This window comes from Photobacterium sp. GJ3 (assembly GCF_018199995.1).
Lineage (GTDB): Bacteria > Pseudomonadota > Gammaproteobacteria > Enterobacterales > Vibrionaceae > Photobacterium.
This window is the reverse complement of the sequence record NZ_CP073578.1, coordinates 696,777-708,274: the sequence shown is the minus strand read 5'-3', so window position 1 is coordinate 708,274 and position 11,498 is coordinate 696,777. Positions and strand designations below refer to the sequence as shown.

The window sequence follows — 11,498 nt, the reverse complement described above, 5'->3', positions numbered from 1 at the left end:
GGCATGGAGGAGAGAGTCACTTCATGCGCAACCAGAGTAACTGCCTTGCCTGAATATATCCTTAATCAAAATACGTCTATGGGTCATTGAAAAAGAAGGATATTTATTTGTGAAAATGATCACCCTTTTCAGCTTTCACTGTCATTCAATGATCATCCTGATGTCGAACAGGCTGCATGTTCTCTGTTGACCCTAAACACGTTACAATGCGCTGTTTTAAGATTCGGTGCTTTCTATGTCCTACCAATGTCCGCTATGTCATCATCCTCTGCATCAGGCAGGCAATCACTGGCGTTGTGACGCAAATCATCAGTTTGATCAGGCTAAAGAGGGCTACGTCAATCTGATGCCTGCACACCATAAAAGCTCGAAGAACCCCGGTGATAACAAAGAGATGATGCAAGCCAGAAGGCAATTTCTCGAAGGCGGTCATTATGCTCCCATGCGGGAAAATGTCCTGAAGCTACTCCGGCAGTTCATGGCACCGGACAGCCAGCAACTACTGGATATTGGGTGCGGCGAAGGCTATTACACTTCCGCCTTCACCGAATTAAAGGAAGCCCAGCCAGCGCTGGTCATTCACGGATTGGATATCTCCAAAATCGCCGTGAAGTATGCAGCCAAGCGCTATCAAGACTGCCGTTTCTGTGTCGCATCCAGCCACCGGCTGCCATTTGCCGATCACAGCCTGGATGCCATGGTTCGAATTTATGCGCCCTGTAAGGCGGAAGAGATTGCCCGCACCCTGAAGCCCGGCGCAATTTTACTGACCGTCACACCAGCAGCCCGTCATCTGTATCAGTTGAAGGCTTTGATTTATCAGGACGTCCGCTTGCATGATATTCAGCCGGAAGCGTTACCGGGGCTGACACTGGCGCACGAAACTCAGCTGCATTATGAAATGGCCCTCAATGGGGATGAAGCCACAGCCCTGATGCAAATGACGCCGTTTGCCTGGAAAACCCCGGAGTCGGTCTGGACACATCTGAAACAGCAACAGGATTTTCACTGCGAGGCTGATTTTACCCTGCGGGTGTACCGGGTGCCGTCGGCCTAATCTCGCCGATCAATGTAATTGAAATTAATTCTCATTACTATTGAGTCTTTTACCAGTCTTCACTATCATATCGCCGACAAATCAGAAACTGACGCGATAACATTGTCCGATCCCTTCTCACAAAGCCATACTGAAATCTTGGATGGCAGTTGATGCCCAATGTTATTTCTCAGGGACTTACAGCACTGAAGCTTCGGCGATAAGGAAAAATTCATGAAGACTGGCTACGCCTTTCTGCTGGCAGCCCTGCTGAGTGGTTGCGCCGCTCAGACGCCCTCTGCCGGTAAACCACTTCCGCCCACCTTATATGACTACAGCATCCGCTCCCCGCAAGGGAATCCTCTGACAGAACAACAGCTTGCTGATGCCCTGTCACAAGCGGATATTGTCCTGATCGGTGAATGGCACAGCCATCCCGGGACGCACCTGATGCAAACCCGGCTGCTGGCTGCACTCTACGCCATCCAACCCAATCTGGCTTTATCCATGGAGCAGTTCACCCGGGACAATCAGGCGCTATTGGATCAATATCTCCAAGGCGACATTGGTGAACAGGTGCTGATCAAACAAGGCAATGCCTGGCCGAACTATGAATCCGACTACCGCCCGCTGGTGGAGTTTGCCCGGCTGAATCAACTGGATGTGATCGCAGCCAATGCCCCGAAATCCATTGTCCGCTGTGTAGGACGTTACGGCGCGGACTACTTAAACCGGCTGCCAGCAACCGAACGGCAATGGGTGGCTCAGTCACTTACACTGGAAAATGACCCATATAAAGAGAAATTCACTCAGTCAATGCACCATGGTGATGAAGCCCAAACAGAAAGACAATTCGCAGCCCAAACCAGCTGGGACGACACCATGGCCGAAAGCATGGTCAATTACCTTCAAACCCATCCCGGCCACCAGATTCTGCATGTCGCCGGCCGCTTCCATACCGCAGAAGGATTAGGCACAGCATCCCGGATTCTGGCCCGAAATCCGGCGCTGAATGTGGTCATGGTCACCCCGGTTACCAAAGACAGCCCGCTGTCAGCCGGTGCCCCGGATTATCAGGTTGAAGTCCAGCCACTGCCGCCCCGTTATGTCCAGGAAGCCAATATGAAAGCGGCATTTGCCCAGATGGGTCAGCGAAACAGCCAGCTTCAGTGTCTCGGCGATTCTCAATAAAACTTCCTCGCAGGCAGTCTGATGTGGCTGCCTGCACAGACCAGCCCCTGATGTGTCCTTCGTTCTGAAACTGCTCATAAAACAGTCAAAGCTTCGTTCATTTTTGCCATTTCCCCGCCATGCATTGCGACAGTCACAAAAATCCGAATTTAAAACATACCGCTGCCGCATACGAAAATCGTCTAACTTCTAACCATAAATACAGCAGTTTCATAAAATAAAAGTCTAGTATTGATATGAATCACAGGTTGATAGACCTAACAGTTGTTACATTGTTGTTAATTTTTGGATGTTCTTTCTTTTCTCATTGAGCTAAAACATTATGCCAATGATGGGGGTAATCAATGACATTGTCCTGCTCCCATCCCGGTCATCACCAGAACAAGGATTGTATGTATGAAGGGAACCAAACTGCTTTCTGCGGCCTGCATCGCCGCTGCCCTGGCCCTGAGCGCTTCACCAGCCTTTGCTGACGTGGCAAAAGTTGCTGTGTCTCAGATCGTAGAACACCCGGCACTGGATGCGACCCGTCAGGGCTTATTGGATGGTCTGAAACAAAAAGGATACGAAGAAGGTAAAAATCTGGAATTTACCTATCAGACCGCACAAGGGAACCCAGCCATCGCCGTTCAGATCGCCAAGCAGTTTGTCGGTGATCAGCCCGATGTTCTGGTCGGTATTGCCACACCAACCGCACAAGCTTTAGCCGCAGCGACCCGTTCTATTCCCGTCGTTTTTACCGCTGTGACTGATCCTGTTGGCGCAAAACTGGTCCGCAACACCGAACAACCTGAACGCAATGTCACCGGATTATCTGACCTTTCACCGGTCGGTCAGCACGTCAAATTAATCAAAGAAATTCTGCCCGATGCCAAACGTATTGGTGTGGTTTATAACCCAGGTGAAGCGAACGCAGTTGCGCTGGTTGAATTGCTGCGTCAGTCGGCCCGAGAAAATGGCATGGAAGTTGTTGAAGGCACAGCGCTGAAGAGCGCAGATGTACAGTCTGCAGCACAAATCGTCGCTGGCAAATCAGACGCGCTTTATGCCCCGACAGACAATACGGTTGCCAGTGCAGTCGAAGGACTGGTCAATGCAGGCAATCAGGCGGGGATTCCGGTCATCGGCGCATCCACCACTTATATTGAAAGCGGTGCCCTGGCTGCTCTGGGCTTCGACTACTATCAGGTCGGTGTCCAGACTGCCGAATATGTCGATGCCCTGCTGAAAGGGAAGAAAGTTTCTGAGCTGCCAGTAAAAGTGGCCATGGGCTCAGATCTGGCGCTGAATGAGAAAGCTGCAACCAAGCTGAAGATTACCTTCTCTCAGGATCTGCTCAGCCGTGCAACCTCGGTTGCCAAATAATCCCACCTGTCTCTCTCAGACACCGGCGCTCAGCCGGTGTCGGCAAGGAATAAGGAGTTGTCGATGTCTTTCTTTGCTTTGATCGGTACGCTGGAAATCGGTCTGGTTTATGGCCTGGTCGCCCTGGGTGTTTATCTGACTTTCCGAGTGCTGGACTTTCCTGATCTGTCGGTTGACGGCAGTTTCCCGATGGGGGCCGCTGTGGCTGCAACAGCCATCATTGCGGGTGTGAATCCATGGATTGCAACCATGATGGCGATTCTGGCGGGGGGTCTGTGTGGTCTGGTGACTGCATTTCTGGCCGTGCGGTGCGGGATCCTGCATTTGCTGGCCAGTATTCTGACCATGATTGCGGCTTTCTCTATCAACATTCGGATTATGGGCCGTCCGAACCTGGCACTGCTGGGGGATGACACCATTCTGACGCCCTTCGAAAACTTCGCCTTTGAAACCGGTATCGATACCGGGCTGGTGCGCCTTGCCGTGGTGCTGGCACTGGTCATTTTCAGTGGCTGGTTTGTAATTCGTCTGCTGGCGAGTGATTTTGGTCTTGGCCTGCGTGCCACAGGGGTCAACAGCCGCATGGTGAACGCGCAGGGTGGCAGCACGGCGTTGTATACCTATTTTGGACTGGCGCTGTCGAACGCCTTCGTTGGCTTTTCCGGTGCTCTGTTTGCCCAAACCAACAACTTTGCCGATGTCACGTCCGGTGTGGGTACGATTGTGGTGGGTCTGGCTGCGGTCATTCTGGGTCAGACCCTGATCCCAGGCCGGAAAATCTGGGTTGCTGTCGTGGCGGTGATCCTGGGATCTGTCCTTTACCGTCTGGCGGTTGCATTTGCACTCAGCACCGGCATGTTTGGTCTGCAGGCTTCTGACCTGAACCTGATCACTGCGGTACTGGTCGCGCTGGCCCTGATTGCGCCGAAACTCAAACGTAATTTTCAGCGCAAAAAGAAACAGGCCCTGACCGCAAAGAAGCTCGCGTAAGCCAACGGAGAAGGTAGGAACACCATGATTGAACTGAATAACATCCGCGTTACCTTCAATGAAGGCACAATCCTTGAGAATCAGGCCTTGCGCGGGGTCAACCTGACCGTGCCGGAACGCCAGTTTGTCACCGTCATCGGCTCCAATGGTGCGGGAAAATCAACATTACTTGGCGCGATCAGCGGCGAAACCCCAATGTCTGACGGCAAAGTGGTCATCGCCGGGGTCGACGTTACCCGTAAGTCTGTACATGAACGTGCCCAGTATGCGGCACGTGTGTTTCAGGATCCGCTGGCGGGCACCTGTGCGTCCCTCACCATTGAAGAGAACATGGCTCTGGCGATGCAACGGGGTAGCCGCCGGACCTGGAAGCTGGCCTTGTCTTCCCAGCGCCGGAAACTGTTTCAGGAACGCATCAGTATTCTGGGTCTGGGCCTGGAAGATCGTCTGGGCGACAGCATCGGCTTATTGTCCGGCGGGCAGCGTCAGGCGGTCAGCCTGGTGATGGCGACGCTGGCAGAGAGCAAACTGCTGTTGCTGGATGAGCATACCGCGGCGCTGGATCCTCGCATGGCTGCATTCGTGCTGGAGCTGACCAACCGGGTGGTTGAAGAATTTGACCTGACCGTGATGATGGTGACGCACTCAATGAAGGATGCACTGGCTTACGGGGATCGTACCGTGATGCTACACCAGGGTAATATTGTGCTGGATGTGGCGGGTCAGGAACGGGCCGACATGGACGTTAAACACCTGCTCGACATGTTCAGTAAAGTCCGGGGAGAAGAACTGGCAGACGACAGCCTGCTGCTCAGTTAAGCAGGTTCAGTTCACCCGTCCAACCTGTCAGATTCTCTTTCTTGTGAATCTGAATCTGGCAGGTTACCCAGCCGTCCCAAAATACGCCGTCGCTTGATAGACTTCATGCCACACAACCAGCCTTCTTTTTTATTCCCTGACGTCGTGCAACACTGCCCCTTCATAACCTCCCAGTTCCAGATAGTTCAGTGGCTCGCTCACGCTGCCATCATAAAAGATCCGCTCAAACCTGCCGGGCAATGAGATCCGGATTGGTTTGGCTTCCAGAAAACGACTTTCTCCGGCCTGCTGCACTGCACGGTACACAACCAGTCCATGTTCATAACGGCGCGCAATCACGCCTTCTGCTGGCATTTTTCCAAACCAGCCACTGCGATAGAGCCAGAACCAGTGCGCGGGCAGGACTGGCTCGTTGCCGAACGTGCCCTGCCCGCTCTTGCTACTGACATTTTCCCCCTGCCACCAGACCGCTTTATATCCTTTTGGTGCAGCGACAGGCTGACCCAGATCCACCTTCAGCATCCCTGTCGGCTGATAGACCCAGTTTTTCGGCAAGCCGGGACGATACCAGTCCCGCATTGTTGTGTTGGCGCTGTCATACCGGCGACTGCGGCCCCAGTTATGGTAATAGGTTTGCTGCGGCAGATTGAACAGGTAATAAAGCGCCAATCCGGTTTCGGCATCCCGGTACCAGGCACCAGCATCTCCCGGATGCAAACGGCTGTGCCCATCCTCCATCGCCACCATCAACACGCTTTGTCTTCCCTGCGCACTGAGTGCAAAGTGCCGCCAGCTTCGCTGCAACCTGGCCAGGCCCATGGCTGGCGACAAATAGCGTGGCCGGATCCAGACATCCACGACCTCGCGCAAACGGGCGCCCGGCGAACCGGCCTGCCAGAGCGACAGCCCTGAGACATCCGCCCCCAGCAGCGGTGGAGACAACTGACGCTTCATTTGTGTCAGCATATCCATCACCCCATCAAAATAGGCCTGTTCCGCTTCGGCTGTCCCGGCAATCAAAGGCAACTCAAGGAGCTTACCGCCGCTCAGAACCCGCTGCTGCACCGGCCGAACGTGCGATAAATCTCCTCCAGCAGCAGCTTCACGCTGCCAATGGTAACGATACCATCCCTGAATCAGATTCCTGATCGCCGGATCCGTCAGGTTGGTCTGATAGGTACACTCAGCGGAGGCAGATTCGTCAACCACGATCACCCGCGCCTGATAAGGAAATCGTGCACTCGCGGCAGCATTGGCGCGCAATTCGAATTCCTCATCACTCAGCATGCCGTTATTGTCCCTGTCGTTCCGGGGATCCCACCCCGGAATCGTCAGCGTTTCAGATCCCCGGATCAGCCATGGTTGCGGATGGAGAGCGGCGACACTCACGGCCTGCGGCCACTGCAAAATCAGCGCCCACTGTGACTCTCGCAGACCGGGCCAGACACGGGCCTGCCACCCAGTGGGAAAGGCAAAGCTTCCGCTCACCGATGTGGGACGATCAGGCTGCCAGATCACTTCCAGCGGCTGTGACTCTTGTGTTTCATCATGCCAGGAAACTTCACTGGGCAGCACCTCAGCGGCCAGTTCAAAGCGGGTAAACGGGTGATCCGTGAGAACGACCAGACGCTGATCGGCTGGAATGGAAACAGGCAGAACCGCTGGCGACAAAGTGCCGTTCTGTGCCTGAAGAAAGAGCTTCGGGCGGGCCTCGATGCGTTGGTTCAGGGCAAGATTGTCGGCAGACAAAGACAGACGGGTATCTTCCGCATAATGCAGATACAGCGTTTCCGGATCCAGTCCGGCCCGCACAGCCTGCTGCACAAGCCAGGCTTGTTGCTCATCCGGCTGACAACTCAGATGCTGAGGCCGCAGCGGAAGCAAAACCTTGCTGTTCGAATTGAGTTCCGGCGTCCCCCAGCCCCCCAGCGACAGATCAGCATGACGGCTTTCCCAGCGTTGGACCGCATCCGCAGAATCAAAACGTGTGGTCGCCATGGGCTCTTCCCACTGGCCGGGATCGATCCAGGCGGCACCGGTCGAAGGATAGATTTGCGCCGCGGCGGCCCAGCTCAGAAAGGAAAAGAACAGAACAAAAACAGGTCGAAGTTTCATGCCACACGTCAGCCCCTGAACCGGCGGGATTCAGTTTAGCTTAGCGTGGTTTCATCACCTGAGCATGATTCAATACCGGACAAAAAAGCCGCTCAGGTCCCGAGCGGCTTTTTCTTCAATCACAGAGGCTGACTTACCAGCCCATCCAATGGCCCAGTCCCCAAAGGGAAATCATTGCCATAAAGCCGGCCAGAATATCGTCAACCATGATCCCCAGCCCGCCATGGACATTTTTATCCAGCCAGCTGATCGGCCAGGGTTTGACCATATCGAAGAAACGGAACAAGACAAAGCCGCTGATCACCCAGTGGATACCCATGGGCGGGGCAATGGCCATGGTAATCCAAAAGCCGACGAACTCATCCCAGACAATACTGCCGTGATCATGTACCCCCATGTCCTGCGCGGTATTGCGGCAAATCAGCACACCGAGAACCGCCGCCAGCACAGTAACCCCCAGATACGCCGGATAAGGCAACTGGATCAGCAGGTAATAAAAAGGCACCGACGCCAGTGTGCCGACCGTGCCCGGAACGACAGGTGACAAGCCACTGCCAAACCCGGTAGCCAGCAAATGCCACGGGTTGGTTAATTTGATATACAGTTTGGGATCTCGCACAACTTACCCCGAAAAATGATCGTATCCATGCAGCTGCCAGTCGAGGGGCTGCCCGTTTCTTTCAAGCACGATGCTGTCTCCGGCCCGGATCTGGCCGATACAGGTCGCTTTGACCCCGCTATGAGACAGTGCAACATCCAGTGCCCCACGATGATGGGCTGGCACAGTAAAGCACAATTCGTATTCTTCACCACTGGTCAGGGCCAGCTTCAGCGCCTGATCCAGATTGTCCTGACAAAACACCAGCAGTTCAGGTGAAACCGGCAACAGATCCGGCTCAATCACAGCGCCAACTCCAGAGCGATCCAGAATATGGCCGAGATCGGCAATCAGTCCGTCGGAAACATCCAGCGCCGCAGAAGCAATACCCCGCAATGCCTGACCCGCCAGCACTCGCGGTTGCGGCTGATAATGGCGGTTTAGCATGTGTGTGGCCAGCTCAGCGGGAATCTCCGGTGCTTGCTCTAGCAGCACGGCCAGACCTGCCGCGCTGTCCCCCAGATTTCCGGTGACATAAATCAGATCGCCCACGCTGGCACCGTGGCGCGTCAGTGCCTGCCCCTGAGGCACCAAACCCTGAACGGTTAAAGTCAGGCTGAGCGGGCCTTTGGTGGTATCGCCACCAATCAGCTGTACCTGATAATATTCGGCTATTTCAAAGAAGCCATCGCAGAATCGGGCCAGCCATTCCTCGTCAGCGGATGGCATCGTCAGCGCGAGAGACACCCAGGCCGGTGTTGCCCCCATCGCCGCCAGATCGCTCAGATTGGCCGCCAGCGCTTTTTTAGCCACCAGCGCCGGATCCATGGTTTGCAGGAAGTGATTGCCGCAGACCAGTGAGTCTGTGCTCACTGCCAGTTGGCTGCCAACTGGCACCTCAAGCAGCGCACAATCATCACCAATCGCCAGCGCGACATCACGGCGATGCACAGGCTGGCGGGCAAAATATCGGGCGATCAGATCGAATTCATTACTAGCCATAGGAGATCAGAATCAGTGTTTTCCCTTGCACGCAGATGTCGTCTTGCGAAACCGGTGCCGGTTCAGATTGGTTTCAGGTCGCGCAACTCAGAAAAAAGGCCAGCAACGCTGGCCTCCATTCGTTGACTGATGAATCAACGATTATCCTTTTTTACGCAGAACAGGTGCAAGCTTATCCAGCACACCGTTCACAAACTTGTGACTGTCTTCGGCACCGAACACTTTCGCCAGTTCGATAGCTTCGTTGATCACAACTTTGAAAGGTACGTCTTCACGTTTCATGATTTCGTACACAGCCAGACGCAACAGCGCCAGCTCCATCTGATCCAGATCCTGCAGCGGACGGGACAGATATGGACGCATCTTGCTGTCCAGTTCCTGTTGATTCAGCACCACACCGGTGAACAGATCACGGAAGTATTCCACATCAGTATGCGGTGCAGCCAGAACCGGCGCCTCTGCCTGATGGGCTTCTTCTTCAAACGGTTCGCCAGACAGAAAATGCAGCTCGATATCGGCAGCATTTTCTTTGGTGATTTGCCAGGAATAGATGGCCTGGACGGCAAAGTGTCGTGCGTTACGACGTGCGGCTGGTTTCACACTAACCCCCATTAGGATTCAATTTGGGACAGGACGTTTACCATCTCAAGCGCGCTGAGTGCAGCCTCTGCCCCTTTATTACCAGCCTTGGTACCGGCACGCTCGATGGCTTGTTCAATGGTGTCAACAGTCAGAACACCGAATGCAACCGGAGTGTTGTACTCCAGCGCAACCTGTGCCAGACCTTTATTACATTCACCGGCAACATAATCGAAGTGTGGCGTACCGCCACGGATCACAGAGCCCAGCGCCACAATGGCGTCATAACGGTCGCTTTTCGCGACTTGCTGAGCAACCAACGGCAGCTCATAAGCACCAGGACAACGAACAACAGTAATATTGTCGTCGCTCACCTGTCCCTGACGTTTCAGTGCGTCCAGCGCACCTTCCAGCAGGCTTTCGTTGATGAAACTATTAAAGCGACTGATAACAATAGCAATTTTTGCGTTGGGTGCCGCAATGGCGCCTTCAATTACCTTCATGGGCCTTCCTGTGACTATGTCTTTTCTTTCCGGATTGAGAAACCGCGGGAGTCTATCACAATTTATGAGTGATACCAATTGGCTTGACTGTCAAGCCAGAACCCCCGGTAAAATGCGATCTCGATTCCGGTCCAGAGATGATTAAAAACAAAAGGTTAAGTTTGGAATCCGTCCAGCGGATCCCTACTGACAAATATATTCCACCACTTCCAGTCCAAAGCCGGACAGGGAGTGATAACGTTGATTACTGGAAGAAAGCAAACGCATTTTGCCAACCCCCAGATCAGAAAGAATCTGCGAACCGACCCCAACCTGACGGGATGGATTTTTCGGATTCAGCTTCACTCCCGGCTGACCGACAGCCTGCGCAGCCATATTTTTCACTCGGGTCAGCATACCTTCCGGCGTTTCGTGACGATTCAGAATCACCATGACCCCGCCTTCCTCGGCAATGCGAGCCATGGCTGAAGGCAAGGTCCACTGAGACGCGCCGGAGTGCAGAATATCTTTAAAGGTATCTTGCAGATGAACGCGCACCAGCGTTGGATTGGCCGGTGTCACCTCGCCTTTGCGCAGTGCATAGTGCACTTGATTATCAATGGTGTCGCGGTAAGTGATCAGATCAAACTCACCAAACTCCGTCTGAATCGGACTTTCGGCAACGCGCTCGATAGTCGTTTCGTTATTGTTGCGGTACTCAATCAAGTCCGCAATAGTACCCAGTTTCAGGCCATGTTGAGCCGCAAAGACTTCCAGATCCGGACGACGGGCCATGGTGCCATCCGGGTTCAGGATTTCAACAATCACACTGGATGCTTCCAGCCCGGCCAAACGTGCCACATCACAGCCAGCTTCAGTATGACCGGCACGCGCCAGCACACCACCTTCCTGCGCCATCAGCGGAAAGATATGACCCGGCATCACGATATCTGCCGGCGATGCATCTTTTGCGACGGCTGCCTGTACGGTTCGGGCACGATCGGCTGCAGAAATCCCGGTTGTGACACCGCTGGCGGCTTCAATTGAAATCGTGAAATTGGTACTGAACTGTTCAGTATTGTCCTGCACCATCAGGGGCAGCTTCAGTTGCTGGCAACGCGCTCTTGTCAGCGTCAGACAAATCAGGCCGCGACCGTGGGTCGCCATGAAGTTAATCGCGTCCGGCGTAATCTTCTCCGAAGCCATGATTAAATCGCCTTCATTTTCCCGATCTTCGTCATCCATCAGGATCACCATATTGCCCTGACGAATCTCTTCGATAATTTCCTGCGCGCTACTCAACGCCATCTTCCATCCCTCT

Annotated in this window: 11 protein-coding genes; 5 read left to right on the top strand and 6 right to left on the bottom strand. The window is 54.0% G+C overall.

Annotation, left to right across the window (positions count from 1 at the left end; translation table 11 throughout):
• Nucleotides 1-235 precede the first annotated feature (235 nt).
• The 5 genes from rlmA (at nucleotide 236) to KDD30_RS03185 (ending at nucleotide 5,401) form a co-directional block, all read left to right on the top strand.
• Nucleotides 236-1,057, top strand: a complete 822-nt coding sequence (gene rlmA, locus KDD30_RS03205) for a 23S rRNA (guanine(745)-N(1))-methyltransferase (RefSeq protein WP_211647368.1) — start codon at nucleotides 236-238, stop codon at nucleotides 1,055-1,057.
• A 213-nt stretch (nucleotides 1,058-1,270) separates the two neighbouring features.
• Complete coding sequence (locus KDD30_RS03200; RefSeq protein WP_211647367.1) at nucleotides 1,271-2,227, top strand: ChaN family lipoprotein; 957 nt, start codon at nucleotides 1,271-1,273, stop codon at nucleotides 2,225-2,227.
• A 396-nt stretch (nucleotides 2,228-2,623) separates the two neighbouring features.
• Nucleotides 2,624-3,592, top strand: coding sequence for an ABC transporter substrate-binding protein (locus tag KDD30_RS03195; protein WP_211647366.1), 969 nt, complete (start codon nucleotides 2,624-2,626; stop codon nucleotides 3,590-3,592).
• Nucleotides 3,593-3,655: 63 nt separating this feature from the next.
• Complete coding sequence (locus KDD30_RS03190) at nucleotides 3,656-4,582, top strand: ABC transporter permease (protein ID WP_211647365.1); 927 nt, start codon at nucleotides 3,656-3,658, stop codon at nucleotides 4,580-4,582.
• Between the two features lie 24 nt (nucleotides 4,583-4,606).
• Nucleotides 4,607-5,401, top strand: a complete 795-nt coding sequence (locus KDD30_RS03185) for an ABC transporter ATP-binding protein (protein WP_211647364.1) — start codon at nucleotides 4,607-4,609, stop codon at nucleotides 5,399-5,401.
• A 129-nt stretch (nucleotides 5,402-5,530) separates the two neighbouring features.
• On the opposite strand, the gene KDD30_RS03180 is transcribed toward KDD30_RS03185, so the two are convergent.
• The 6 genes from KDD30_RS03180 to ribBA all read right to left on the bottom strand — a co-directional run bounded on the left by KDD30_RS03180 (nucleotide 5,531) and on the right by ribBA (nucleotide 11,485).
• Complete coding sequence (locus tag KDD30_RS03180; protein ID WP_211647363.1) at nucleotides 5,531-7,516, bottom strand: hypothetical protein; 1,986 nt, start codon at nucleotides 7,514-7,516, stop codon at nucleotides 5,531-5,533.
• A gap of 133 nt (nucleotides 7,517-7,649) precedes the next feature.
• Nucleotides 7,650-8,135, bottom strand: coding sequence for a phosphatidylglycerophosphatase A (gene pgpA, locus KDD30_RS03175; protein ID WP_211647362.1), 486 nt, complete (start codon nucleotides 8,133-8,135; stop codon nucleotides 7,650-7,652).
• Between the two features lie 3 nt (nucleotides 8,136-8,138).
• Nucleotides 8,139-9,116, bottom strand: a complete 978-nt coding sequence (thiL, locus tag KDD30_RS03170; protein WP_211647361.1) for a thiamine-phosphate kinase — start codon at nucleotides 9,114-9,116, stop codon at nucleotides 8,139-8,141.
• A 141-nt stretch (nucleotides 9,117-9,257) separates the two neighbouring features.
• A complete protein-coding gene (gene nusB / locus KDD30_RS03165) occupies nucleotides 9,258-9,728 on the bottom strand; it encodes a transcription antitermination factor NusB (protein WP_211647360.1) in 471 nt (156 codons plus the stop codon).
• Entirely contained in the window at nucleotides 9,728-10,198 is a 471-nt protein-coding gene (ribE, locus tag KDD30_RS03160) for a 6,7-dimethyl-8-ribityllumazine synthase (RefSeq protein ID WP_211647359.1), read from the bottom strand. The genes nusB and ribE overlap by 1 nt, the downstream gene beginning before the upstream one ends.
• Nucleotides 10,199-10,381: 183 nt before the next feature.
• Nucleotides 10,382-11,485: a bifunctional 3,4-dihydroxy-2-butanone-4-phosphate synthase/GTP cyclohydrolase II gene (gene ribBA, locus KDD30_RS03155; protein ID WP_211647358.1), complete on the bottom strand. Its 1,104-nt coding sequence runs from the start codon at nucleotides 11,483-11,485 to the stop codon at nucleotides 10,382-10,384.
• Nucleotides 11,486-11,498 lie beyond the last annotated feature (13 nt).

Coding starts and splice junctions, on each gene's coding strand:
- rlmA (WP_211647368.1), top strand. CDS start 236: ATGTCCTACCAATGTCCGCTATGTCATCATCCTCTGCATCAGGCAGGC.
- KDD30_RS03200 (WP_211647367.1), top strand. CDS start 1,271: ATGAAGACTGGCTACGCCTTTCTGCTGGCAGCCCTGCTGAGTGGTTGC.
- KDD30_RS03195 (WP_211647366.1), top strand. CDS start 2,624: ATGAAGGGAACCAAACTGCTTTCTGCGGCCTGCATCGCCGCTGCCCTG.
- KDD30_RS03190 (WP_211647365.1), top strand. CDS start 3,656: ATGTCTTTCTTTGCTTTGATCGGTACGCTGGAAATCGGTCTGGTTTAT.
- KDD30_RS03185 (WP_211647364.1), top strand. CDS start 4,607: ATGATTGAACTGAATAACATCCGCGTTACCTTCAATGAAGGCACAATC.
- KDD30_RS03180 (WP_211647363.1), bottom strand. CDS start 7,516: ATGAAACTTCGACCTGTTTTTGTTCTGTTCTTTTCCTTTCTGAGCTGG.
- thiL (WP_211647361.1), bottom strand. CDS start 9,116: ATGGCTAGTAATGAATTCGATCTGATCGCCCGATATTTTGCCCGCCAG.
- nusB (WP_211647360.1), bottom strand. CDS start 9,728: ATGGGGGTTAGTGTGAAACCAGCCGCACGTCGTAACGCACGACACTTT.
- ribE (WP_211647359.1), bottom strand. CDS start 10,198: ATGAAGGTAATTGAAGGCGCCATTGCGGCACCCAACGCAAAAATTGCT.
- ribBA (WP_211647358.1), bottom strand. CDS start 11,485: ATGGCGTTGAGTAGCGCGCAGGAAATTATCGAAGAGATTCGTCAGGGC.